At 74.5% G+C, this 22,577-nt stretch carries 23 protein-coding genes; 11 read left to right on the plus strand and 12 right to left on the minus strand.

What is annotated here, in order from left to right; genetic code table 11:
- Positions 1-91 precede the first annotated feature (91 nt).
- A complete protein-coding gene (locus tag AB0H57_RS10830) occupies positions 92-1,069 on the minus strand; it encodes a 2-dehydropantoate 2-reductase (RefSeq protein WP_357504942.1) in 978 nt (325 codons plus the stop codon).
- Between the two features lie 237 nt (positions 1,070-1,306).
- Between AB0H57_RS10830 and ygiD the strand changes: the two genes are divergently transcribed.
- Positions 1,307-2,173 carry a 4,5-DOPA dioxygenase extradiol gene (gene ygiD, locus AB0H57_RS10835; protein ID WP_357504944.1) on the plus strand — a complete coding sequence of 289 codons (867 nt, stop codon included), beginning with the start codon at positions 1,307-1,309 and terminating at the stop codon, positions 2,171-2,173.
- A gap of 41 nt (positions 2,174-2,214) precedes the next feature.
- Here ygiD and AB0H57_RS10840 read toward each other — a convergent pair whose 3' ends face one another.
- The 3 genes from AB0H57_RS10840 to AB0H57_RS10850 are packed head-to-tail and all read right to left on the minus strand — an operon-like array spanning position 2,215 to position 4,804.
- Positions 2,215-2,739 carry a GerMN domain-containing protein gene (locus AB0H57_RS10840; protein WP_357505128.1) on the minus strand — a complete coding sequence of 175 codons (525 nt, stop codon included), beginning with the start codon at positions 2,737-2,739 and terminating at the stop codon, positions 2,215-2,217.
- A gap of 35 nt (positions 2,740-2,774) precedes the next feature.
- Entirely contained in the window at positions 2,775-4,133 is a 1,359-nt protein-coding gene (locus AB0H57_RS10845; protein ID WP_357504946.1) for a HAMP domain-containing sensor histidine kinase, read from the minus strand.
- Positions 4,130-4,804: a response regulator transcription factor gene (locus tag AB0H57_RS10850; protein ID WP_357504948.1), complete on the minus strand. Its 675-nt coding sequence runs from the start codon at positions 4,802-4,804 to the stop codon at positions 4,130-4,132. Before AB0H57_RS10850 ends, AB0H57_RS10845 begins: the two co-directional genes overlap by 4 nt.
- A gap of 155 nt (positions 4,805-4,959) precedes the next feature.
- On the opposite strand from AB0H57_RS10850, the gene AB0H57_RS10855 reads away from it, so the two are divergent.
- The 3 genes from AB0H57_RS10855 to AB0H57_RS10865 are packed head-to-tail and all read left to right on the plus strand — an operon-like array spanning position 4,960 to position 6,335.
- Positions 4,960-5,397 carry an STAS domain-containing protein gene (locus AB0H57_RS10855; protein ID WP_357504950.1) on the plus strand — a complete coding sequence of 146 codons (438 nt, stop codon included), beginning with the start codon at positions 4,960-4,962 and terminating at the stop codon, positions 5,395-5,397.
- Positions 5,394-5,732 carry a hypothetical protein gene (locus tag AB0H57_RS10860; protein ID WP_357504952.1) on the plus strand — a complete coding sequence of 113 codons (339 nt, stop codon included), beginning with the start codon at positions 5,394-5,396 and terminating at the stop codon, positions 5,730-5,732. The genes AB0H57_RS10855 and AB0H57_RS10860 overlap by 4 nt, the downstream gene beginning before the upstream one ends.
- Positions 5,733-5,786: 54 nt before the next feature.
- The gene (locus tag AB0H57_RS10865) at positions 5,787-6,335 is read left to right on the plus strand and encodes an STAS domain-containing protein (RefSeq protein WP_357504954.1); all 549 of its coding nucleotides are present in this window, start codon (positions 5,787-5,789) and stop codon (positions 6,333-6,335) included.
- Here the strand turns inward: AB0H57_RS10865 and AB0H57_RS10870 are convergent.
- Positions 6,325-6,798 (minus strand): molybdenum cofactor biosysynthesis protein, encoded by a 474-nt coding sequence (locus AB0H57_RS10870; protein ID WP_357504956.1) that lies wholly within the window; start codon positions 6,796-6,798, stop codon positions 6,325-6,327. The genes AB0H57_RS10865 and AB0H57_RS10870 overlap by 11 nt on opposite strands.
- 10 nt (positions 6,799-6,808) lie before the next feature.
- The gene (locus tag AB0H57_RS10875; protein ID WP_357504958.1) at positions 6,809-7,594 is read right to left on the minus strand and encodes an FkbM family methyltransferase; all 786 of its coding nucleotides are present in this window, start codon (positions 7,592-7,594) and stop codon (positions 6,809-6,811) included.
- Positions 7,595-7,812: 218 nt separating this feature from the next.
- Between AB0H57_RS10875 and AB0H57_RS10880 the strand changes: the two genes are divergently transcribed.
- Positions 7,813-8,841 (plus strand): SIS domain-containing protein, encoded by a 1,029-nt coding sequence (locus AB0H57_RS10880; RefSeq protein WP_357505130.1) that lies wholly within the window; start codon positions 7,813-7,815, stop codon positions 8,839-8,841.
- Between the two features lie 114 nt (positions 8,842-8,955).
- On the opposite strand, the gene AB0H57_RS10885 is transcribed toward AB0H57_RS10880, so the two are convergent.
- From AB0H57_RS10885 to AB0H57_RS10895, 3 genes are all read right to left on the minus strand, one after another.
- Positions 8,956-12,252: an SIS domain-containing protein gene (locus AB0H57_RS10885; protein WP_357504960.1), complete on the minus strand. Its 3,297-nt coding sequence runs from the start codon at positions 12,250-12,252 to the stop codon at positions 8,956-8,958.
- 229 nt (positions 12,253-12,481) lie between these two features.
- Positions 12,482-13,225: an ABC transporter permease gene (locus AB0H57_RS10890; RefSeq protein WP_357504962.1), complete on the minus strand. Its 744-nt coding sequence runs from the start codon at positions 13,223-13,225 to the stop codon at positions 12,482-12,484.
- Between the two features lie 62 nt (positions 13,226-13,287).
- On the minus strand, positions 13,288-14,166 hold the full coding sequence (locus AB0H57_RS10895; RefSeq protein ID WP_357504964.1) for an alpha/beta hydrolase: 879 nt from the start codon (positions 14,164-14,166) through the stop codon (positions 13,288-13,290).
- Between the two features lie 109 nt (positions 14,167-14,275).
- Here AB0H57_RS10895 and AB0H57_RS10900 point away from each other — a divergent pair, with 109 nt between their 5' ends.
- From AB0H57_RS10900 to AB0H57_RS10910, 3 genes are all read left to right on the plus strand, one after another.
- Positions 14,276-16,231: a BTAD domain-containing putative transcriptional regulator gene (locus AB0H57_RS10900; RefSeq protein WP_357504966.1), complete on the plus strand. Its 1,956-nt coding sequence runs from the start codon at positions 14,276-14,278 to the stop codon at positions 16,229-16,231.
- A gap of 361 nt (positions 16,232-16,592) precedes the next feature.
- A complete protein-coding gene (locus AB0H57_RS10905) occupies positions 16,593-17,741 on the plus strand; it encodes a D-alanyl-D-alanine carboxypeptidase (RefSeq protein WP_357505132.1) in 1,149 nt (382 codons plus the stop codon).
- 87 nt (positions 17,742-17,828) lie between these two features.
- A complete protein-coding gene (locus AB0H57_RS10910) occupies positions 17,829-18,248 on the plus strand; it encodes a PPOX class F420-dependent oxidoreductase (protein WP_357504968.1) in 420 nt (139 codons plus the stop codon).
- An 87-nt stretch (positions 18,249-18,335) separates the two neighbouring features.
- Here the strand turns inward: AB0H57_RS10910 and AB0H57_RS10915 are convergent, their stop codons facing one another.
- The 3 genes from AB0H57_RS10915 to AB0H57_RS10925 all read right to left on the minus strand — a co-directional run bounded on the left by AB0H57_RS10915 (position 18,336) and on the right by AB0H57_RS10925 (position 20,491).
- Positions 18,336-18,752, minus strand: coding sequence for a YeeE/YedE thiosulfate transporter family protein (locus AB0H57_RS10915; protein WP_357504970.1), 417 nt, complete (start codon positions 18,750-18,752; stop codon positions 18,336-18,338).
- Positions 18,752-19,408 (minus strand): YeeE/YedE thiosulfate transporter family protein, encoded by a 657-nt coding sequence (locus tag AB0H57_RS10920; protein WP_357504971.1) that lies wholly within the window; start codon positions 19,406-19,408, stop codon positions 18,752-18,754. The genes AB0H57_RS10915 and AB0H57_RS10920 overlap by 1 nt, the downstream gene beginning before the upstream one ends.
- Positions 19,409-20,239: 831 nt before the next feature.
- Positions 20,240-20,491 (minus strand): hypothetical protein, encoded by a 252-nt coding sequence (locus tag AB0H57_RS10925; RefSeq protein ID WP_357505134.1) that lies wholly within the window; start codon positions 20,489-20,491, stop codon positions 20,240-20,242.
- A gap of 341 nt (positions 20,492-20,832) precedes the next feature.
- Here AB0H57_RS10925 and AB0H57_RS10930 point away from each other — a divergent pair, with 341 nt between their 5' ends.
- From AB0H57_RS10930 to AB0H57_RS10940, 3 genes are read left to right on the plus strand one after another with little or no spacing between them, the layout of a single operon-like run.
- The gene (locus AB0H57_RS10930; RefSeq protein ID WP_357504973.1) at positions 20,833-21,720 is read left to right on the plus strand and encodes a helix-turn-helix transcriptional regulator; all 888 of its coding nucleotides are present in this window, start codon (positions 20,833-20,835) and stop codon (positions 21,718-21,720) included.
- Positions 21,713-21,913, plus strand: a complete 201-nt coding sequence (locus tag AB0H57_RS10935; RefSeq protein ID WP_357504975.1) for a DUF397 domain-containing protein — start codon at positions 21,713-21,715, stop codon at positions 21,911-21,913. The genes AB0H57_RS10930 and AB0H57_RS10935 overlap by 8 nt, the downstream gene beginning before the upstream one ends.
- On the plus strand, positions 21,910-22,539 hold the full coding sequence (locus AB0H57_RS10940) for a LysE family translocator (RefSeq protein WP_357504977.1): 630 nt from the start codon (positions 21,910-21,912) through the stop codon (positions 22,537-22,539). Before AB0H57_RS10935 ends, AB0H57_RS10940 begins: the two co-directional genes overlap by 4 nt.
- Positions 22,540-22,577: the final 38 nt, after the last annotated feature.

A 22,577-nucleotide genomic window follows, 5' to 3' on the forward strand; every position in this document is an offset into this window, starting at 1 on the left:
CACCGCCGTGATCTGGCACAACTGGCACACCAACCAACCCGTACTCCGCTCACTGACCGCGTACGACCACTGAACCCTTGGAATAGATCGTCTAGTTGTGGGCGGCGGCCGGGCCCCGGTCTTCCGGGGCGCCGGCCACCGCCCGGTCCGCCGCGTCCTGGCCGAGGCGGGCGGCCAGGAGTTCGTACAGCATGGCGTGGCGTGGCGCCGGGGTGCCGGTCGCCGCGGCGAGCCGCACCACCGCGCCGGTCCAGGCGTCCAGTTCGGAGGGCCGTCCGGAGTGGATGTCCCGGTGCAGCGAGGTCCGCCCGGCGGCCGGCTGCTGGTCGAGGAAGGCGAGGGTGGCCGCCACCACGTCGGCCGGCAGGACGACGCCGTGGGCCGCGGCGACCGCCTGGATCTCGCCCATCAGCTCGGCCAGGAGCGCCCGGGTGCCGGGGCGGGAGCGCAGCACTCCGGTGGTCGCGCCGGTGGCCGCGCTGAGGCCGCCGAGCGGCACCACGAAGAGAAACTTCGTCCACAGCTCGGCCCAGATGTCGTCCGGTACGAGGGCGGCGACGCCCGCCCCGGTCAGCGCCTCCCGCAGCCGCTCCACCCGGTCGGTACGCCGGTCGTCCCACTCCCCGTACGTCAGCAGGCCGGGACCGCCGACGTGGCGGATCCGGCCGGGTGCCTCGATCTCGGCGAAGATCTTCGCGGTGCCGGGGAGGACGGCGTCCCGGCCGTACGCCCGCGCGACCTGATGCGGCGCCTCGACGCCGTTCTGCGTGGTCAGCACGGCCGTGCCGGGGCCGATCAGCGGGCCGAGGGCCGGCAGGAGGGCGGGCAGCTGCCAGGTCTTGACCGCGAGCAGAACCACGTCGGCGGGACCGAGGGCCGCAGCGTCGTCGCTGGCCTGGACCGGTCGCACCACGACGTCGCCGGCGGGGCTGTGCAGGTGCAGCCCGTCGGCGCGCAGCGCCGCGAGGTGCGCGCCCCGGGCGACGAGGGCCACCTCGTGCCCGGCGGCGGCCAGCCGGGCGCCCAACCAGCCGCCGATGCCGCCAGCTCCCACCACCACGAACCGCATGTCGTACCTCCCCGCTGCACGGCGTTCCCACCTGGACCCTAGGAGTACCGGCCGGGCGGGCGATGTCCCGCGGGGTGCGTGATCGCTCACACCGCCGTGACCTTGCCGACCGGCGGCGCCCGTCCGCGCTCCTGGCCGGATGCGGCGGCCACGATCCCGGTTCCGGTCGCCGAAGTCCCCGCGCTCGCCCGCGCTGCGGGTTAGCCTCGGCTGCACGCTCGACCCCGAGGAGTCCGGATGAGCAGCACGGCCACGGCGCGGATGCCCGCGGCGTTCTTCGGGCACGGCAACCCGATGAACGCCCTGGAGGTCAACCGGTACACCTCGGCCTGGCGGGCCTTCGGGGCGGCGGTGCCGCGGCCGCGGGCGATCCTGGTGATCTCCGCGCACTGGTACGTCGGCGCGACGGCGGTCACCGCGATGCCGCGCCCGCGCACCATCCACGACTTCTTCGGCTTCCCGCAGGAGCTGTTCGACGTACGGTACCCGGCGCCGGGGCTGCCGGAGCTGGCCGAGGAGATCAGCGACGTGGTGCACCCCACCTGGGTGGGCGCCGACGCGGACTCGTGGGGCATCGACCACGGGACCTGGTCGGTGCTGACCCACGCCTTCCCGGACGCGGACGTGCCGGTGGTGCAGCTGAGCGTCAACGCGTTCAAGGATCTGGACCACCACCTCGACCTCGGTGCCCGGCTGGCGCCGCTGCGCGAGCGCGGGGTGCTGATCGTCGCCAGCGGGAACGTGGTGCACAACCTGGGCGGGGTGGACCGCCGGCTGCCCGACGACGGCTTCGACTGGGCGCGGCGCTTCGACGAGGCCGCCCGCGAGCTGCTGCAGGACGCGCCGGCCGAGGCGGCGACGCTGGACGGTCACCGCGACTACCGGCTGGCGGTGCCGACGCCGGACCACTTCATCCCGCTGCTGTACCTGGCGGGTGTGGCCGGCGCGGCGGGCGATCGGCCCGAGGTGCTGGTGGACGGGTACGCGTACGGGTCGCTGTCGATGACCGCGTACACGGTGGGCATGTCCTGCGTGACCGGTGACCAGCCGGCGGGGGCGCCCGCGCTGCCGGCGGACGTGCCGGCGGACTCGGCCAACATCTGACCCGGGCGCTCTCGTGGAATCCCCTGGCCCGCCGGCGACGGTCAGCGCCGGCGCAGCAGCGGCTGGTAGTCGGCGGCGGTGAGCGGCTGGCGGGTCAGCGAGCCGTCCGCGCGGGGCACCTCCAGCAGCCGGTCGCCGCGGCGGAAGGTGACGCCGCTGACGTCGCCGCGGCGGGTCAGGGTGCAGACGATCTGCCCGAACGCGAGGACCTCGTCGCTGCGGCCGATCTCGTCGCCGACCGGTTGCACGGTCACCTCGGCGAGGGTGCCGGTCAATCGGACACCACTGACGGTGAGGGTGCCGGGCAGGGCGCTGGTCAGGCCACGGTCCCGCTCCGGGGCGGTGGGGCCGGCGAGCAGGCGTTGCAGGTGCACGTCGATGCCGGGCAGCGCCTGCACCCGACGGACCACGATGTCCAGCCCGTCGTCGCGGACGTAGCAGAGCGTCTCGTCCTCCTGGCCGGTGGCCACGCTCGGGCTGCCGCTGCCCGAGGTGGGGAACGGCCCGGGCGGGGCCTGCACCGGGCGCGGCGCCGCGTCGACCGGCACCCCGCAGCCGGCCACCATGGCGGCGGTGGCGAGCAGCAGGCCCAGCCGGCGGGTCACGACAGGCTCCCGGGCAGCTCCACGTGGAAGCTGGCCCCGCCGCCGGGCCGGTCGTCGACCCGGGCCCGCCCGCCGTGCGCGGCGGCGTGCTCGGCCACCAGCGCCAGGCCGAGACCGGTGCCGTCGGTGCCGGCGCGGGCATGGGCGGCCCGGCCGCGGACGAACCGGTCGAAGATCACTTCCCGGTCCGCCGCGGGTACGCCGGGTCCGGCGTCGTCGACCTGGACGACCCCGACGCCGGACCCGGCCCCGGACAGCCGTACGGCCACCGGTCCGCCGCCGTAGCGGACCGCGTTGTCCAGCAGGTTGCGCAGGATCTGCTCGACCCGCCGGCGGTCGACCTGCCACCCGGTCGGCGTGCCCGGGGCGAGGCGGACCAGGCTCTCCGGCAGGTCGCGGGCCCGGCAGGCCTCCCGGGCCAGCGCCGCCACGTCCACCCGCTGCCGCTGTGCCGGCTGCTCGGTGCGGGCCAGCTCGATCAGGTCGTCCACCAGGCGTTGGAACCGGGCCACCTCGTCGGCCACCAGCCCGGCGGCGGTGGCGGTCCGCTCGTCCTGGTGTTCGCGCCGGCGGTTCAGCACGCTGGCCGCGGCGGCGAGGGTCTGCAACGGCGAGCGCAGCTCGTGGCTGACGTCGGCGGCGAAGCGACGGTCCCGCTCGATCCGGCGGGCGAGCTGGTCGACCATGTGGTTGAAGGAGCTGGAGAGCCGGGTGAGGTCCGGGTCGGTGGTGGGGTCGAGGCGGGTGGTGACGTCCCCGGCGGCGATCCGCTCGGCGGCGTCGGCGACCGCGGTCAGCGGCCGGACGCTGTGCCGGGTGGCGTACCAGCCGAGCGCGGCGCCCGAGCCGGCGACCATGATGGCGACCGCGGTCAGCGTCAACGCCACCACCTGGAAGGTGTCCTCCACCTCCCGCAGCGAGGTCAGCTCGTAGTAGCTGATCGTGGCGGAGATCGGGACGCCGACCACCAGGGTGGGCTGCCCGTTGAGCCGGACCCGCTGCACGGCCGGCTCGCCGCGGCGGACCATCCGGCGCAGCGCCTCGGGGACCGGGTCGTCGCCGACGACCTCGGCGGCGCGGGCGTGGAAGCTCTCGTTGATCTGGAGCAGCGGGCGGCGGCTGCTGCCGGTGTCCAGCGAGCGCAGCACCTCCACCACGTCCGGCTCGTCGGTGTCAAGGCCGCTGCGGACCACGGCGGCGTCGAAGTAGGCCACCCGCACGGCGGTGCGTTCCCGCTCCTCCAGCAGGGAACGCCGGGTCAGGTCGTAGGAGAACAGCGCCATGGACGCGGCCAGCAGCAGCGCGCCGACGGCGAAGGCGGCGGTGACGCGGGCGCGCAGTCCGAGTCGGGTCATCGCTGCAGCTTGTAGCCGAGCCCGCGCAGGGTGACCAGGTGCCGGGGGTTGGCCGGATCGTCCTCGATCTTCTGCCGGAGCCGGCCGACGTGCACGTCGACCAGGCGCTCGTCGCCGGTCTCGTAGCCCCACACCCGGCTCAGCAGCTGCTGCCGGGACAGCACCCGCCCGGCGTGGTCGGCCAGCTCGCAGAGCAGCCGGAACTCGGTACGGGTGACCGGTACGGGCCGCCCGGCCTTGCGTACCTCGCCGGCCTCCTCGCTGATCTCCAGGTCCCCGAAGACCTGCGCGGTGACCGGGGTGGTGCGGGCCCGGCCGCGGCGGCGCAGGGCCCGCAGGCGGGCGGTCAGTTCCTTGACGGCGACCGGCTTGACCAGGTAGTCGTCCGCCCCGGCCTCCAGCGCGGCGACGATGTCGTGGGTGTCGTCCCGGGCGCTGACCACGACGATCGGCACGTCGTCGTCGCGGCGCATCCGGCGGATGCACTCGTAGCCGTCGAGGCCCGGCAGCATCAGGTCGACGAGCACGTTGTCCGCCGGATGCTCCCGCTGCTGCCGCAGTCCCTCCTCGGCGGTTGCCGCGCCCTGGGCCGTGTAGCCCTCCTCCTCGAGGGCGAGCAGCAGCGCGAGCCGGATCCGGTCGTCGTCCTCGATCACCAGTACGGCCGTCATGGCTGCATGATGCCCGGCCGGCGGCCGGCTGCCCCAACCCGGTCACCCGTTCCTCTCTTTTGTCACACAACCGTCACACGATCGCGGGGTGCCCGCCACGGGCCACGAGCACGGTGGTGGAACGACCGACACCCAGCGCGAGGGGAGCCGACGCCGTGACCGCACCGCAGCCGCCGGACCCGGACTGCGCGGTCCCGCTGGTCGAGCTGGAGATCACCGACGAGCTGGACCTGGCGCACCTGCGGGAGGTCGCCGGTGTCCTCGACGCCGTCCTCACCCTGCGCCCCCGGGAGGTCGTGATCGACCTGTCCGGGTGCGGGCACATCGACGCGGCCAGCATCGGGTTGCTGCTGGACGTGCGTCGCCGGCTGGCCCGGCACGGCGCGGGGCTCACGGTCCGCAACCCGCACCGGCGGGTCCGGCGGATCCTCGACACCGCCCGGGCGGGCCGGGTGCTGCGGATCGTGTACACCACCGAGGGCGCGCGCTCGGCCGGGGACGACCGGCCGGCGCCGGCTCACCAGTTGGCGGCCGGCGGCCGGGCGTCGGTCGGCGCCCGCCGGCCGGGCCCGTTGACGGGGCACCGGCCGTGAGCGGCGACGCGCTGGTCAGCGCGCTGCTGGTCGGCCTCGCCGTGGGCATGCTCGGCCGGCTCGCCCTGCCGGGGCGCCGGGCCGTCCCGGTCTGGCTGACCATCGCGTTGGGGATCGCCGCGGCGCTGCTCGGCACCATCGGAGTCCGGCTCGCCGGCGCCGGCCTGGACGCCGACGCCGGGCCCCGGCTGCTCGTGCAGGCCGCGTCGGCGGTCGTCGCGACGCTGCTCGCCGTCCGGGCCGCCGTCGCCCGGCAGCCGGCCGCCCCGGCGCGACCGCCGGGTCCCGCCGACCGCCGGGACCCGCGCCGGCTCCGGTCTGCGCCGCGCGGCTGACCGGCCCCCGACCGGCAGCACGGGCGAGGTCGCCGACGAACGAGAGGAGAGGTCATGACGGTCGTACCGGCCGATCACCTCTGGACGTTGATCTGCGACGGCTGCGGCGACGCCGTCACCGGCACGGCGTGCGTGCTGCCCGACGCGGAGGTGGTCTGGACGCTGGTCTTCGACCACGGCTGGTCCGGCTCCCCGTTCGCCGCCGGGCCGCACCACTGCCCGCGCTGTGCCACCGGCGAGGCCGAACGACCCTGGCGGTCCACGGCCGGTGACCGGCTCGGCGTGGGCCGGCTCGACGACGCCGGCGAGACCCCGGCCTGGGACGACCAGCCGGCCGACCTGGTACGCCGGGCCCTGGCCGAGGCGCTGGACCTGGGTGACCAGGTGCTGGTCGACCTCAGCGGGGTGGAGATCATCGACTCGGCCGGTCTCGGGCTGTTGGTCCGGGCGCATCAGGACGCCCGGGCGCGGTCGGCGCAGCTGTGCCTGGTCTCGCCGTCGCGGTTCGTCCGGACCGTGCTGCACACCATGCGGCTGGACGGTGTCTTCCCGGTCCTGGAGCGCCCGGCGCGGCGCGAGGCGACGCCGGTGGTCAGCCGCTGATCGTCACCTCGACCGGGCCGACGCGCAGCACCCCGTCGGTCAGCGGGGCGCAGCGGATTCCGCCCCGGCCGCGCAGGGCCCGCCAGGCGCCCGGGCCGATGGTGGCGTCCATCCAGGCGCAGGGGTTGGCCGGGCGGCGTACCCGCAGGCTCACCGGGCCGTCCCCGCTGTCCAGGGTCAGCACCGCGCCGACCAGGTCGTCGACCGCGATCCCGCTGGTGAGGATGTTGCGCCGGACCTGGGTCAGGTCGGCGCCGGCCGGCAGCGACTCCTGGGCGATCACGGTCACGGCGGCGTCCCGGTGCGCGGGCCGGCCGAAGTACCGGTCGCCGACGATGCCCAGGCCGGCCCGGACCTGGATCGCCTCGACCAGCTCGCCGGGTGGCGCGGGGGCCGGGCCGTCCGCCGGCCGGCCGACGTAGCGGTGCACGGGCGAGGCCAGCAGCGCGACGATGTGGGGCATGGCGCGGATTCTACGAACCGGCGCCGGTCCACCGGCCGTACACGTCGCCGGAGTTGGCGGCGGCCGGCAGGGCGTGCAGGTGCTCGGCCACCCGGGCGGCCGGCACCCAGTCGTGGAAGACCAGCCGCCGGGTGTCGCCGAGCGCCAGGTTGAAGCCGTCCAGGCCGAGCGCGGTCAGCCGGTCGAGGCAGCGGTGGGCCACCGGCCGGGCGATGGTGGTGAACTCGAAGGAGAGCGCGGGCAGCGGCCGGGAGAGGCCGGCCAGCACGGCGTCCTCGAAGCCCTCCACGTCGATCTTGACGAAGCCGGGCACGCCGTACGTGTCGATCAGCGCGTCCAGGGTGACCAGTGGGACCTCCACCCGGTCGTCCCACACCTCGTGCCGCCAGCCGTCGGCGGTCCCGGCGGCGCGCCGGAAGTGCGGCGAGGCGGTGGAGAGGGTGGGGTTGGCGGAGTTGACCGCGAGCGCGATCCGGCCCGCCTCGGCGCCGCAGGCCGCCTCGACGAGCCGCACCCGGTCGTCACCGGCGTAGAGGGCGCGCAGGGCCCGGGCGCAGAGCGGCTGCGGCTCGACCGCGACCACCCGGGCGCCGAGCCGGCGGAAGCAGGCGACGTGGTCGCCGACGTGCGCGCCCAGGTCGAAGGCCAGCTCCCCGGGGGCGACGAACCGCGCGTAGAAGGCGTCCATCGACGCGTCGCGGGCCGGGTCGCCGTAGTAGGTGTCCAGGGAGCGGCGCAGCGCGGAGGTCGCCGGGTCCGCCTTGAGCGCCGCGATGACGTCGGTTCGGGCGTCCACGCTCGGACGGTAGCCCGGCCCGGCGGGGCGCCGCGGGTTTTGCCGGGGGGTGCCAGCCGTACGGGGTGCGCCGGCGAGACGCGCACGGAACGCGCGTGTCATGCGCGAAAATGTTTCGTCGGATTGATGCACAAGCAGCTTCGTGCAAAAATGTTCACGCGAGTGCTCCGGGGACCGGAGCGGACGGGAGTGTGGACGTGGCAGACGCCGGGCAGGGCATGGCAACCGACATCGCGGAACAGCCGGGGACCTATCAACGGATCCTCGACCGGGCGGCGGCCGTGCGCGAGGTGGCCCGGGAGGTCGCCCGCCGCGACGTCCGGCACGTGGTGCTGGTCGCCCGGGGCACCTCCGATCACGCCGCGCTGTACGGGTCGTACCTGAGCCAGATCCGGCTGGGCCGGCCCGCCGGCCTCGCCTCCCCCAGCGTGGTGTCGCTCTACGGCGCCCACCCGGACCTGTCCGGGGCGCTGGTGATCGGGGTGTCGCAGAGCGGCCGCTCCCCCGACCTGGTCGAGGTGCTCGACAGCGCCCGCCGCTGCGGGGCGACCACGCTCGCGCTGACCAACGCGCCCGATTCGGCGCTGGCCCGCACCGCCGAGCTGCACGTCGACATCCTGGCCGGCCCGGAGCGCGCGGTGGCGGCCACCAAGACGTACACCGCGGAGCTGCTGTCCCTGCTGCTCGTGGTGGAGGGCGTACGCACCGGCACGGGCGACCCGGAGCCGGCGGTCGCCCGGGAGCTGGCGCGGCTGCCGGAGCTGGCGGCCGAGGCGCTCGCCGGCCGGGACCACGAGGCCGTCGCGGCCCGCCTGCGCTACGCCCACGAGCTGGTGGTCACCGGGCGCGGCTACGCGTACGCGACGGCCCGCGAGGCCAGCCACAAGATCATCGAAACGTCGTACCTGTCGGCGCTCGCCTACTCCGGGGCGGACCTGCTGCACGGCCCGGTGGCCGTGGCGGACCGGGAGATGCCGGTGCTGGCCGTCGTCGGGGACGGCCCCGGCGGTGCCGCGATGGCCGAGGTGATCGAGCGGCTGCGGGCGATGCGGGCCGACGTGATCACGGTCGGACCGGGCGGGTCGGCCGGCGACCCGGCGCACATCGGCGTGCCGGCGGTCGACGAGCGCTACTCCCCGCTGCTGGACATCCTGCCGCTGCAGCGGCTGGCGCTGACCCTGGCGCTGGCCCGGGGCGAGGACCCGGACAGCCCGCGCGGCATCACCAAGGTCACCCACACCCGCTGACCCGGACGGCCGCCCCGGACGCGGCACCCGCGCCGACCGGACCCGCCCCGCACGCGCGGACGGCCGCGCCGGGCGGGTCGGTGGACCCACCCGGCGCGGCCGGTGTCGCGTGCGTCAGCGGGACAGCAGGGCGGCCGTCACCTCGCCGACCGAGCCGACCAGCAGCGTCTCGACCGGGACCTTCTCCAGCATGGCCTCGTCGAAGCCCGCCTCGGTCTCGGTGACCGCGGCGTCGATCTCGGCGAGCCGGGTCCCGGTCGTCTGCAGGGCGTTGGTCAGCGTGGCCGCGTCCGCGGCCGGGGCCAGCGCCACGTGCAGCAGGGTCAACCCGGAGACGTGCGCGCCGACCTGCTCGGGCACCATCAGCACCAGCTTGTCGTCGCGCCGGCCGCGGACCACCTGGATCATCCGGGCGTCCACCGCGTACCGCTTGGAACCGGTGAGCCGGGTGCCGTTGTCGGCCCGACTGGGCGTGCCGGCCACCGCACCGGACTTGGCCACCACCCGGATGGCGCTCTCGTCGGCGGCCCGCTCCACCCGGTACCGGACGGCGCCGGTGACCTGCTCGATCAGCGGCGCGTGGGCGCGCAGCGCCAGCAGCACCGGGTAGGTCAGCAGGTTGACGTCGCTGCCCGCCTCGATCAGGGCCGCGGTCAGCGGGTTGTCGAGCAGGTCGTTGTCGTCACGGGACGTGCCGACGGTGACCGTCTTGGCCTGGTGCTTGACCGAGTCGATGGAGCGGGTCAGCTCCTCCACGGCCTCGGTGAGCTGGTCGCGGACGTAGTCCAGCGGCTCGCCCATCTCGTCGGCGCGCATGGGCAGACCGGCGGTGAGCCCGCGCAGCAGGAGCAGCACGTTGGCCAGGCTCAGCGTGGCCTGCGGGGAGAGCACGCCGCGGGTACGGCCGGTGGCCACCTCGGCGAGGAACTCCTCCACCGGCTCGGCCAGCTCGGCGACGTCGGTGAACCGGGACGCCCCCTGGTCGACCCGCTCCTCCAGCAGGGTCAGCGCCTGCCGCAGCGGCAACGCCAGCTCGTCGATCGCCCGCGCCGTGTGGTACGAGATCAGGTGCCCGACGGCGGTGCTGAGCAGCCAGGCCAGCGCGGGGTGCGCCCGGGGCACCCGGATGACGTGCTGCGCGGCCCAGGCGATGTCCACCCCGTCGTCGGCGATCACCACCGGCGCGTTGCGGTGCGCCGCGTAGATCTCGATCTCCTTGGCCATGTCCCGGACCTGCTGCGGCGGGGTGCCCGCCGCGCAGACGAGGATCATCGCCTCGGCGGAGAGGTCGATGTGCTTCTTGTCCTCCAGGGCGTCGGTGGAGACGGTGCGGTAGCACAGCTCGGAGAGCTTGATCCGCACCTCGGCCGCCGCGACCCGGTTCGGGCCGGACCCGACGACCGCCCACGACGGGTACGCGGGCATCTCGCGCGAGGCGGCGGCCACCTCGTCGGCGAGGCCCTGCACGGCGGTCAGGTGCGCCGGCATCTCCAGCAGGCCGACCAGCAGGTCGTTCTCGACCTCCGGCCGCAGGTGCCCCCAGGAGCGGGCGATCTGCAGGCCGAGCAGCACGCCGGTGGCCACCTGCGAGTAGAACGCCTTGGTCGAGGCGACCGCCATCTCGACGTCGCGGCCGTCGGAGGTGTAGAGCACGCCGTGCGTCTTGTGGGCCAGGTCGCTGTCGCGGCGGTTGACGATGGCGAGGGCGGCCGCGCCCCGGCGGACCACCAGGTCCACCGCCCGGTTGGTGTCGGTGGTGGTGCCCGACTGGCTCACCGCGATCAGCAGGATGCCGCTCATGTCCGGCGGCAGGTCGGTCGCCGACAGCTCGGTGGCCGGCACCGCCCGTACGCCCAGGCCGGGCAGGTGCGGCCGGATCACCTCGGCGATGCCCTGGCAGGCGACGGCGGCGGTGCCCTGCCCGACCAGCACCACCTCGCGGAACCGGCCGCGGGCGATGTCCTCGCGCAGCGCGGTCGGCAGGCCGCTCTCGCCGACGGAGACCTGGAGCAGGCCGTCGACCTCGGCGATGCGGCCCCGCAGGCTGCGGCGGAACGAGCGCGGCGCCCCGGCGATCTCCTTGACCAGGTAGTGGTCGTAGTCGCCGCGGGCCACGTCCCGGGTGGTGATCTCGGCGGTCTGCACCCGCTCCGGCGCGCAGACCCCGGCGTCGGTGACCTCGGTGATGCCCGCCAGGGTGCCGGCGGCGTCGCCGTCGAGCACGACCACCACCCCGCCGTCGGTGCCGGAGCCGTCGACCCGCAGGTACCGGTCGGTCAGCGCGACCAGGCCGTACACCTCGCTGGCGACAAGGTAGCACCAGTCGGCCAGGCCCACGTAGAGGCCCTGGCCACTGCCCTTCTGGGCGAGCACGAGGTGGCCGGCGTCGTCCTGCACGCCGATCGCCATCGAGCCGTGGAACTGGGCGACGCAGTCGCCCAGCGCGGCGCCGGGGGCCAGGCCCCGCTCCCGGGCGGCGGAGTACATCACCGGGATCAGCTTGGCGTCGGTGGTGATCTCGTCGGTCACCACGGCGTGCTTGCGGCGCAGCTCCACGTGGTTGTCGATGTCGCCGTTGAGCACCGCCGCCGAGTAGGGCCGCTCGGCGCCCTCGGCGACGCTGTTGACCGGGTGGGCGTTGGCCTCGCTGATCCGGCCGACACTGGCCCAGCGGGAGTGGGCCAGCACCGAGATCCGGGCGCTGGGCAGCCGCAGCGCGGTGGCGAGCCGCTCGTCGGCGGCGATGGCGGTACGCAGGTGGGCGACGTTGTCGCCGAGGGAACCGAGGATCGCGGCGCGCTTGTAGACGAAGACGACGCCGTCGGCCACCATCTCCACCGCGCCGGAGCGGAACCGCGGGTCGCGGTCCGGGGCGAGCGCGTCGATCGTCTTGCGGTCGACGTCGTCGAGGCCCACCCAGATCTGCACGCCGGCGGAGTCGCGGCCGCGGACCTCCAGCCGGTCGATCGCGTCGAGTACGGAGTCCACGCCGAGGTAGGAGACCGCGAGCCGGCCGTCGGCGGCGTCGCCGAAGCCCAGCTCCCGCATCCGCCGGGCGGCGGCGAGCCGGTCGTTGCGCAGCATCCAGAGCAGGTCCCGCACCACGACGGCCTGCGCCTGCGCCGCCTCGACCTCCTCGGCCGAACCGTGCGACCCGTCGTCGAGGACGGCGTCCCAGCCGTCCAGCCAGCGCTGGATCCCGTCGAGGGCGGCTGAGACCTCCCGCTGGAGGTTGGCGTCGGCGGCGAGCACGGCGAGGGTCGCCGGCGCGGAGATCACCCGAAGGGCCTGCTCGGCCCGCTCGTGGGCCTCGGTGAGCAGCTCGGACGCGGCGGCCACCGAGGGTGTCTCCACCGAGTCGGCCGAGGCCAGCTCCCAGGTAAGGCTGCCGAGCACAGCGGACGCGCCCACCGCCTCACCAAGACGGTCATACCGGGGCAGCAGGGCAACAATGCCACACATCGTGGGCAACTCCTCTTACCGTCGACTCGGATCCCGGGCCACTATAGTGCGCAATTTCGCTGCGCAAAAAGCACCGATTCAAACACGAGCTGCGCGCCGTTGCACCGTCACATTCCGTTCCTCCGCTCATACCCCCGGCAGCGCCCGGCGTACCGCCGCCGTGCGGGTCACCGTGGAGTCAGCGCCGGTGCAGCCGCCCCCGGGCCACCAGCTCGACGGTCAGCACGACCGCGACCGCCTCCACGGCCAGCAGCCCCACCAGGACGAAGAGCTGGGTGATCCCGGCGGCCACCGGACTGGCCCCGCCCAGCAGCACGCCGACGTACGCGCCGGGCAGCGTGACCAGGCCCACCGTGCGGGTCTGGTCCAGCGCCGGGATCAACGCCTGCGCCGCCGCCGGACGACACACCAGCAGGGACGCGTCGCGCGACGGCAACCCCAGCGCGAGGGCCGCCTCCACCTCACCCCACCGACCGTCCAATTCGTCCAGGGCGCGGCGACCGGCCAGCGAGGTCGCGGTCATCGCGCCACCGATGAGGATGCCCGCGACCGGGATGACCGCGATCCCGCGCGGCGGCAGCAGCCCCGCCACCAGGAGCCCGACCACCACCGGCAGGCTGCCCGCCACGATCGGGACGGCGGCCCACCAGCCGTGCCGGCCCCGGGTGATCCGGCGGGCCGAGGTGCCGGCCGCCACGGCGCACATCACCGCCACGAAGGCGGCGGTGGCCCGCAACGAGGCCACGATGGCGGTGATCAGCGCGGAGACGGCCGCCAGTTGGAGGGCGGCGCGGGCGGCGGCGACCGCGATCTGCCGGCCGTGGCCGAGCCGACCCACCGTGGCCACGGCCGCCGCGACGGCGGTCAGCAGGACCAGGGCGACCGCGAGGCGGGGGCCGGCCACCAGCATCGACGACGACATCGGGCCAGTCTTGCCCAGCCGGGCCGCCGCCGAACCGGCCCCCCGCGGTGGCCCCACGTTGGCTACCGGGCGAGCAGCGCGCGCAGCAGCTTGCTGATCTCGCCGGGCGCCTCCTCCGCCATGAAGTGCCCCGCCGAGGTGGTGTGGTGCTCCAGGTCCGCCGCCCAGGCCCGCCACCGGCCGGCGGCGTCGTAACCGAGTGCCGCGCCCCAGTCCTGCTGGACGACGGTGACCGGCATCGCCAGCTGCCGGCCGGCGGCCCGGTCCGCCCGGTCGTGGGTGACGTCGATGCCGGCCGAGGCGCGGTAGTCGGCGACGATGGAGTCCACCGCCGCGCGCGAGGCGTCCAGGTACACGGCCCGCACGTCCGCCGGAATGGCCTCCCGGTGCTGTCCCCACGCGTCGAGGAAGTAGCCGAAGAAGGCGTCGGCGCTGCGGCTGATCATCTCCTCGGGCAGGCCGGGTGGCTGGGCCATGAGGTAGAGGTGGAAGGCGACGGCGGCGCTGGCGCCGTGCAGGATGTCCCACATGTCGAGGGTCGGCAGGACGTCGAGCACCCCGAGGTGGGTGATCGTGTCGGGGTGGTCGAGGCCGGCGCGAACGGCGACCAGGGCGCCGCGGTCGTGCCCGACGAGCGCGAATCGGTCGTGTCCGAGCGCGCGGGCCAGCGCGAGCACGTCGGCGGCCATGGTCCGCTTGGCGTACGTCGCGTCATCGCGCGCGACCGGCTTGTCGCTGGCGCCGTAGCCGCGCAGGTCCGGACAGATGACGGTGTGGTCGGCGGCCAGATCCGCGGCGACGTGCCGCCACATCAGGTGGGTCTGCGGGAAGCCGTGCAGCAGCACGACGGGGCTGCCGGAGCCGCCCACCGCCGCGTTCAGGCGCACGTCCCCGTCCACGGCGATGCGCTGGTAGTCGAAATCGGCGATGACAGGTGTCACAGGTCGTCCCTTCCTCGGTGTGCCGGTCCGGTTCAGCGTGCCGGTGCCGGATGAGCAGCCGATGAGCGCGCGATACGTTGGCCGCAGGCGGGGAAGGGACGGTCGACCGGTGCGGGTCAGCTGCGGGGTGCTCGGGCCGGTGACGGCCTGGGACGACGCCGGCACGCCGATCGACCTCAAGGGGCCCCGGCACCGGGCGGTGCTGGGGCGGCTGATCGCCGCACGGGGCCGGGTGCTGTCCGTGGACGTACTCGTCGACGACCTGTGGCAGGCGCCGCCGGCGGGCGCGGTGAGCGCGGTGCGTACCTTCGTGGCGGCGCTGCGGCGCGCGCTGGAACCGGGGCGCCCGCCGCGTGAGCCGGCGCGCCTGCTGGTCACCGACGGACCGGGCTACGCGCTGCGGGCCGACGCGGACAGCGTCGACGCGTGGCTGTTCGAGGATGAGGTGGCCGCCGCCGACGCCGCGCTCCCCCAGCCGGCGCTCGAGCAGCTGGACCGGGCGCTGGGCCGGTGGCGGGGGCCCGCCTACGCGGGCTTCGACGAGCCGTGGGCGCGCGCCGAGCGGGCCCGGCTGGAACAGCTGCGGTTGAACGCGGTGGAGCGGCGGGCCGAGGCGTTGCTGGCGCTCGGGCGGGCCACCGCCGCCGTGCCCGGTCTCGACGCGCACGTGGCCGAGCACCCGTGGCGGGAGGACGCGTGGCGGCTGCTGGCGCTGGCGCTGTCCCGCGCCGGGCGACAGGGCGACGCGCTCGCGGTGCTGCGCCGGGCCCGGGAGCTGCTGCGAGACCAGCTCGGCGTGGATCCCGGCCCGCGGCTGCGCCAGCTGGAGATCGACATACTCCGGCAGGCCGGGGAGGTGGGCGCCGGCCCGTCGGGCCCGGCGCAGGTGTGGGCGCAGACCGCCGCGGCGTACGAGCGGGCCGTGGTACCCGGCGCCCGCGCCCGCCTCGAATCGACCGTCGGCCTGCTGCGCAGCCTCGCGGTGACCGGCGCGGATGGCCTGGCGGCGGCCCGGGACCAGCGCGTCGCCGCCATCGTGGCGGCCGAGCAGCTGGGGGATCCGGAGCTGACGGCCCGGGTGATCGGCGGCTACGACGTACCCGCGAACTGGCCCCGGTCCGACGACCCGGAGCAGGCGGCGCGGGTCGTGGCGGCGGCCGAGCGGGCCCTTGCCGCCCTGCGGCCCGGCGGGTCCGACGCGACCCGGGCCCGATTGCTGGCCACCATCGCGGTGGAGTCGCGTGGCACGCGGTCGGCGCGCGGGCCCGCGGCGGCCCGGGAGGCCGAGGCGATAGCCCGCCGGCTGGCCGACCCGACGCTGCTGGCGTTCGCCCTCAACGGAACGTTCATGCAGACCTTCCACCGGGCCGGGCTCGCCGCCGAACGGGACGCGACCGGCGCCGAACTGGTCGCCCTGTCGGAGCGGCACGCCCTGGTGACGTTCGAGGTCCTCGGGCACCTCGTCCGCCTCCAGGCGCGCGGCGCGCTGGCCGACTTCGCCGGCGCCGACGGGCACGCCGCCGCCGCGGACCGGCTCGCCGACCGGCACGAACTCCCCCTGGTCGGGGTGTTCACCGGGTGGTACCGGGCCATGCGGTACGCCGCGACCGGGGCGCCACCGGCGGCGGCGGAGGCCGCGTACCGGGAGGCGGCGGGCCGGCTCACCGGCGCCGGGATGCCGGGTGTCGAGCGTGGGCTGTTGCCGCTGGCGCTGCTGGGCCTGCGGGTGTGGCACCGGTTGCCGGCTGACTTCGCCGACGACACCGACTGGGGGCCGTACGCGCCGTGGGCCCGGCCGCTCGTGCTGCTCGCCGACGGTCGGGCGCGGCAGGCGGCGGCGGCGCTGCGTCGTGTCCCGGAGCCGCCGCCTGGCCTGCTGTTCGAGGCGTTGTGGTGCCTGGCCGGGCGGGCCGCGGTGGGGGTGGGTGATCGTGCGGTGCTGGGGCGGGCGCGGGAGGCGTTGCTGCCGGCGGCCGGGGAGGTGGCGGGGGCGGGCAGCGGGATGCTGACCGTGGGGCCGGTCGCCGGGTATCTCGACGAATTCGCCGCCGCGCTCGGGGATTAGGCTCAACTGAACCGTCCGTTGGCGATTCTCACACCTGACCGGACGATCGCCATTCTGTCCCGCCGCGGCCCGGCCTGCGCTTTTGTGACGCCCGACGGCCGCTGGACGCCGCGGCGGCGCGTATCAACGCTGAACGGGTCTCCCGCGTTCATTCGCCGGAAAAGCACCGCTCGTCGGGCGGCAAGGCGAGCAGAAAAGGCGAAAAAGGCACAAGGTCCCAGCAGGAGCGGGACCCGCCGGTGGCGCCTTTTCCCGGTCGCGGAGGCGCTTTCGGCAATCTGGGCGTGCCCGGCCTCGTGGGCAATTACGGTCCTTTAGCGTGGCTGCCAATCGCATTGCTGCCGTGCTGCTCAGCGCCGTCATGACCACGCCCGCCCTACTGCCCGTCTCACCGGCGTCAGCGGCCCCCTCGGACCGGCCCTGCCCGGCCGTGCGGCCGCCGACGCCGCCGCCGGCCGTACCCGCTCCTCCGCCCGTCGGGGCCGCCGACCGGGCCGTCGGCGGCGAGTCGCTGGCGACGGCGGGCCTGGCCGCTCCCGCCGGCGCGCCGGCGGCGCCAGCGGTGACCGCCACGTCGTGGCTGGTGGCCGACCTGGACAGTGGGGCGGTGCTGGGCGGCTGCGGCCCGCACGAGCGCCGCACCCCGGCCAGCGTGCAGAAGATGCTGCTGGCGGCGGCACTGATGCCCCGCCTCGACCCCACGCAGGTGGTCGAGGTGACCCGCGCGGACCTGCGGGATCTCGATCCGGCCAGCTCGGTGATGGGAGTGGTCGAGGGCGGCCACTACTCCATCGAGAGCCTGTGGCTGGGGCTGCTCCTCCGGTCGGGCAACGACGCCGCCAACGTCCTGGCCCGCGTCGGTGGCGGTGCGGCCGGACGGCCGGGCGGTGTGCAGGCGATGAACGACGAGGCACACCGGCTCGGCGCCAACCAGACCCACGCGGCGACACCGTCCGGCCTGGACGGACCCGGCCAGTACACCAGCGCGTACGACCTGGCGTTGATCGCCCGCGCCACCTACGCCCGGGCGGACTTCCGCCGGTACGTCGCCACCCGGGTCGCGCAGATCCCGGCCGGGGCGGGAACGTCGGGCCTGTCCATCGCGCACGACAACACCCTTCTGGACCACTATCCGGGGACCCTCGGCGGGAAGACGGGCTTCACCGACCTGGCCCGCCAGACGTACGTGGGGGTGGCCGAACGCAACGGACGGCGGCTCGTGGTGACCCTGCTCGGCGCGGAGACCGCGCCGCTGGGCAGCCTGGGCGAGGCGGCGGCCCTGCTGGACTGGGGTTTCGCCCTCTCCCCCGGCGCGTCGGTCGGCCGCCTGGTCGACGCGGACCAGCAGAAGCAGGATCATCCGGTCGTGGCCCTCAAGGGCGAACGCCCCGGGGCGGCGCGACTCTCGGGGCCAATCACTGTCGGCCTCGGCGGCGCGGCGGCGCTGGCCGCACTGTTCCTGGCGGCGCCCTGGCGGCGCAGGGCCGCACGCCGGGCCGCCCGACGATAGGCCGTGTTTCAAAGGCCTGGCCGGCCTGCGGCGGGCGGTGCGGGTGCGTACATTTGCGGAGTCAACGCCGCCGGGAAGAGGATTGCCATGTCGAAGCCGCCGCTGCCGGAAACCGCGATCACCATGCTGCGCAAGCCGAACCCCGCCGTCATCGCCACGCTGCGGCCGGACGGCCAGCCGGTCTCCGCGGCCACCTGGTATCTGTGGGACGACGGCCGGATCCTGGTGAACATGGACGAGGGCCGCCGCCGGCTGAGCCATCTGCGCAACGATCCGCGGGTCACGCTGACCGTGCTGGACGAGCAGGGCTGGTACACCCACCTCAGCATCGTCGGGCGCGTCGTCGAGCTGCGCGAGGACAAGGAGCTGGCGGACATCGACCGGCTGGCGCAGCACTACACGGGCAACGCCTATCCGCGACGGGAGCGCGGCCGGGTCAGCGCGTTGATCGAGATCGACCGCTGGCACGGATGGGGTGCGCTCAAGGACAGCAGCCAGATCGGCTGACGCTGTGGTCGGCGCGGAGCGGGCGGTGCCGGCCGCCGGGCCTGCGCGGGTCGCGGCAGGCCCGACGGCGTACGGCCGGAAGCCCGGCTACCCGGCGCAGGATCCGCTGTCGATCCGGAGATATCTGGTGTTGGCCCACCGGCAGAGTCGGATGCCGACGGCGATGCCGGCGAGCGTGACGAGGGCCGGCAGGTATCCGCTGGCGACCTGAACGATCGGGATCGCCGGGCAGCCCCCGGAGATCGCCCAGCCGGTGCCGAACAGCACCGCGCCGGGTACGACACCGGCATGGATGCGTCCCGGTACGCGGCGCACGCGCAACACGGCGAACGCCACCACGATGATCGCCACGGCGCCGGCGAAGGAGAGGAACATCCGCAGGTCCTGGAAGGTGAACATGCGGTTCAGCTCGGCGTAGTCCCCGAAGCCGATGTTGGCGACCGTGTAGCCGAGGGCCAGCCCGGTGATGATGTTGGCGATCAGGATCGAACCTCGGGTACGCATCAGATCACCTTCCAGAGCAGAAACGACACCAGCACGGCGGTGCCGAAGAAGACCGCGGTCGCGACGATGCTGACCGGTTGCAGGCGACCGCAGCCGTTGAGCCCGTGACCGCTGCTGCAGCCGCCGGCGAGGCGGGTGCCGAAGCCGACGAGGACACCCCCGACGAACAGCGCCGCGATCATTTCGGTCGGCTTGTCGGTGACGATCTGGCGGAAGCCCTCGCCCATGTCGAGACGGAGCTGGAACCGTCCGGAGGTGACCGCTGCCACCCAGCCCCCGACGAGGATCGACAGCAGCAGGCCGACCTGGCTGACCAGGGGTGCCGGCAGCAGCCTCGCCATGGAGGAACTCGCCTCCGCCGGGGGTAGCCGGTCCGCTCCCGGTGTCCCTCCGTCGCCCGGAGCGGCGGGATGGGAAGCGGGCGCGAGGGGAGGGGCGCCGAGCGGCCCAGCGGTGGCCGCGGCGAGCGCTTCGAGGAGGACGGCGTCGTCGGTGATCTGCGCGTTCGCCCGTTCGACGCGGCGTTCGGTGCGCCAGTGCAGGACGCGGTCCCAGGCCCCGGACACCCCGAAGGAGCGATCGGTGGCGATGGCGTAGTTGATGGTGACGAGAGCGAGGCCGGCAGCTCCCGCCCACCAGGGCCAGTAGTCGTTCATGCGGGACTTGAGATCCAATCTGCGATTCGGGTCCACCACCGGCGCCGACGTGGGGCGGGTGGCTTCGATGGCGTGCTGGCGGGCTGCGGAACCTGCGCGGGCGGGGCCGGGTCGAACTCCCGAGCGGGGGGCGATGCTCCGGTCGGCGGCGGCGTCGGTGCCGGCACTGCCTCAAAACCCGACGGTGTGACCGGTCCGGGTGTCACCGGGCCGGACCCGTCGGCGGCGGGAATGCCTCTCAGGTGCATCGCGTCGACCCCGTTGGGCAGGAGGGTGATCGGCACCAGCTGGCCGGTCCTGGACATCTGGTACCGGGCGCACTCCCGCCACTGGGTCGCGCTGTCGCAGTAGTAGTTGCGCCAGTCGCGCAGGCTCGCGTTGAGCAGCGGAAACAGCGGACAACTCTGGATGTGCGAGCAACCCATATCGCTCCTATCTGGCCCGTCGCCGGTCGACGATTCGTCGGCAGGCGCACGGTGGCCGGTAGGTGTTGTTCAGAGACCATGCGTGCCGGTTGCGGCCGCGATGGTCAGGCCATCGGGGTAAGGAACCGCTCACCGTGCGCACGGCGGCCGACAAGGGCGGGCCGGTGCGGACGTCGCGGCGGTGACAGCGGTGGCCACCGTGGTCGACCGGGCAACCGGGTGAACGACATGGGCCTCTCCTCAGGATCCGGCAGCACTGCACCTTGAAGATCGGTCTAAAGCCGCGAGACGTAACAGAAATCTCGGACGACTTGTGCCGATCCGAGGCGAGGGCCCGACTTTGCGGTGCCGGGTGTGCCTGGCAGGCCGGTCGGCGCGATCACGCGGGCCGGCTTGCCGCGCTCCGTCAGTGACGCAGCCGGCGGGCGCAGGGGCCGTCGTGGTCGGCGGGCAACAGACAGCGCCGGCCGCCGGGCATGCGCAGGTCGCAGAAGATCCGATGGCGTACGTTCTGGTCGTCCTCGGCGGAGACGGTGGTCTCCCCCGGGTCGGTCTGCGGCAGGATGGCGCTCCAGCGGGCGACCACCCGGGCCAGCCGCTGCGCGGCGGGCAGGTCGGGGGCGGCCACCGGCAGGTGGATGACGTACCGGCCGGTCACCGCCGGTTTTCCCGAGGCCCGGCGCAGCAGCGCGAGCTTCACGAGGGCGGCCTCCGGTCGCTCGTTGCGGACACTCATGCCGGACCTGCCTCTCGTCGTGGGGTGGAAGGGCGGGACCGCCCGCCCTCCGCGTACGGGCGGACCCACCCGGCACCTGTCACCGCAGCTCAACGGCGGTACGGCGGCAGGGCTCTGGTAGTCAGCCTGCGACAGCTCGGCGTACTCTTGCAACGTTCCGTGCGGAGATTCTCGCCAGATCCATTGACTTTCTTTAGTGAAACCTGTACGAGTTGCAAGGGAACGTCACGCGCTGTTGCGGCATGGAATCAAGGAGTGCTCGGATGGCCGACGACCTCGGATCGACCGTGCCGCGCCGGCAACTCGGCCGGCTGCTGCGCCAGTACCGCACCGAGGCGGGGGTGACCCTCGACGCCGCCGCCGAGGCCCTCGAATACAGCCGGCAGAAGATCTGGCGCATCGAGTGCGGGCTCGGCGCGGTACGGGTGCTCGACGTCAAGGCGATGTGCGAGCTGTACGGGGTCGCCGACGAGATGACCGAGGCGATGAAGGGGCTGGCGGCCGAGACGAAGTCGAAGGGATGGTGGCACGCCTACGGGGACGCAGTGCCGAGCTGGTTCGAGCTGTACGTGGGACTGGAGTCCGCCGCCGCCCACCTGCGCCGCTACGACGAATCGCTGATCCCCGGGCTGCTCCAGACCCGACAGTACGCGCTGGGGCTTTACCACCCGGGCAGCCGAGTCAATGCCGAGGAACGGGAACGAGCCGTTGAGGTTCGCATGCAGCGCCAGGGGTTGCTCACCCGGCGACTGCCCAAACCGCCACGGCTGGAGGCCATGCTCTCGGAGGCTGTGCTCCGACGACCGGTCGGCGGGTCAGGTGTCATGACCGGCCAGCTCGATCACCTCCTGGAGACGACCGAGCTGCCGCACGTGTCGGTGCGCGTGGTGCCACTCGCGGCCGGGCCACACCCGGGGGCGGTGGCCGGCTCCTTCGTCATCCTCGACTTCCCCGCGACCAACAAGGGCCGAACCCCACCCGAGCCATCCGTCGTCTACAGCGAATCGCTGACCGGAGCCCTCTACCTCGACAAGCCCGACGAACTAGCGGCATACGAGAACACGTGGAAGGGCGTAGATGCACTCGCGTTAGGTGAGGCAGAATCGAAGGACATGATCAAGCGGCTCGTCGGGGAGATGCGACATGACTGACCTGACCGGCGCCGTCTGGCGCAAGAGCACCCGCAGCGGCGACAACGGCGGGGACTGCGTCGAGGTCGCCACCAACCTCGCGGGCGTTGTCGCCGTACGCGATTCGAAGGACCCGGACGGACCGCACCTGACCTTCCCGCCGGCCGCCTGGTCCGCCTTCATCCGGCAGAGCTCGCCGGCCGGCCGGTCGTGACCGCCGCGACGATCGTCGCGTTCGCCGGGTTGATGGCGCTGGGCGCGCTCTCCCCCGGCCCGGACTTCGCCATCGTCGTACGCCATGCGGTGGCCGCCGGCCGCAAGCGTGGGATGGCGACGGCCGCCGGTGTCGCGGCGGGGGTGTTCGTCTGGGTGCTCGCCGCCGCGACCGGTGTCGCCGCGCTGCTGGCGGCGTCGGCGACGGCCTTCACCGTGGTCAAGCTCGTCGGGGCCGGCTACCTCGCCTACCTGGGCATCCGGGCGCTGCGCGCGGCGGCTCGCGGCGGCGACGTGGTGGCCGCCGACGAGGCCGGGCCGAAGCGGGTCGGCACGGCCACGGCGTTCCGGCAAGGCTTGCTGTGCAACGTGCTGAACCCGAAGGCGGCGGTGTTCTTCGTGGCGCTGATGCCGCAGTTCCTCGGTGCCGGCGCGACGGCCGTGGACGGGTTGGTGCTCGCGGCGACCGGCGCGTCCGTCGCGTTGCTGTGGTTCGTCGGCGTGGCCAACGTGGTGGCCGCGCTGCGGCGGCTGCTCCAGCGGCCCGCGGTGCGCCGGGCGATCGACGCGGCGACGGGGATCGCGCTGCTCGGGCTCGGCGTCCGGCTGGCCACGACCCGCCTCTGATTCCCGGCGACCACGACGCCCCACCCGCAGAGCGACCG

The sequence above is a fragment of the Micromonospora sp. NPDC050686 genome (assembly GCF_040654475.1).
Lineage (GTDB): Bacteria > Actinomycetota > Actinomycetes > Mycobacteriales > Micromonosporaceae > Micromonospora.

What these genes read in the sequence shown, in the direction of transcription:
- ygiD (WP_357504944.1), top strand. Translation starts at nt 1,307, where the DNA reads ATGAGCAGCACGGCCACGGCGCGGATGCCCGCGGCGTTCTTCGGGCAC.
- AB0H57_RS10905 (WP_357505132.1), top strand. Translation starts at nt 16,593, where the DNA reads ATGACCACGCCCGCCCTACTGCCCGTCTCACCGGCGTCAGCGGCCCCC.
- AB0H57_RS10830 (WP_357504942.1), bottom strand. Translation starts at nt 1,069, where the DNA reads ATGCGGTTCGTGGTGGTGGGAGCTGGCGGCATCGGCGGCTGGTTGGGC.
- AB0H57_RS10870 (WP_357504956.1), bottom strand. Translation starts at nt 6,798, where the DNA reads ATGCCCCACATCGTCGCGCTGCTGGCCTCGCCCGTGCACCGCTACGTC.
- AB0H57_RS10865 (WP_357504954.1), top strand. Translation starts at nt 5,787, where the DNA reads ATGACGGTCGTACCGGCCGATCACCTCTGGACGTTGATCTGCGACGGC.
- AB0H57_RS10890 (WP_357504962.1), bottom strand. Translation starts at nt 13,225, where the DNA reads ATGTCGTCGTCGATGCTGGTGGCCGGCCCCCGCCTCGCGGTCGCCCTG.
- AB0H57_RS10935 (WP_357504975.1), top strand. Translation starts at nt 21,713, where the DNA reads ATGACTGACCTGACCGGCGCCGTCTGGCGCAAGAGCACCCGCAGCGGC.
- AB0H57_RS10915 (WP_357504970.1), bottom strand. Translation starts at nt 18,752, where the DNA reads ATGCGTACCCGAGGTTCGATCCTGATCGCCAACATCATCACCGGGCTG.
- AB0H57_RS10850 (WP_357504948.1), bottom strand. Translation starts at nt 4,804, where the DNA reads ATGACGGCCGTACTGGTGATCGAGGACGACGACCGGATCCGGCTCGCG.
- AB0H57_RS10910 (WP_357504968.1), top strand. Translation starts at nt 17,829, where the DNA reads ATGTCGAAGCCGCCGCTGCCGGAAACCGCGATCACCATGCTGCGCAAG.
- AB0H57_RS10880 (WP_357505130.1), top strand. Translation starts at nt 7,813, where the DNA reads ATGGCAACCGACATCGCGGAACAGCCGGGGACCTATCAACGGATCCTC.
- AB0H57_RS10840 (WP_357505128.1), bottom strand. Translation starts at nt 2,739, where the DNA reads ATGGTGGCCGGCTGCGGGGTGCCGGTCGACGCGGCGCCGCGCCCGGTG.
- AB0H57_RS10920 (WP_357504971.1), bottom strand. Translation starts at nt 19,408, where the DNA reads ATGAACGACTACTGGCCCTGGTGGGCGGGAGCTGCCGGCCTCGCTCTC.
- AB0H57_RS10930 (WP_357504973.1), top strand. Translation starts at nt 20,833, where the DNA reads ATGGCCGACGACCTCGGATCGACCGTGCCGCGCCGGCAACTCGGCCGG.
- AB0H57_RS10845 (WP_357504946.1), bottom strand. Translation starts at nt 4,133, where the DNA reads ATGACCCGACTCGGACTGCGCGCCCGCGTCACCGCCGCCTTCGCCGTC.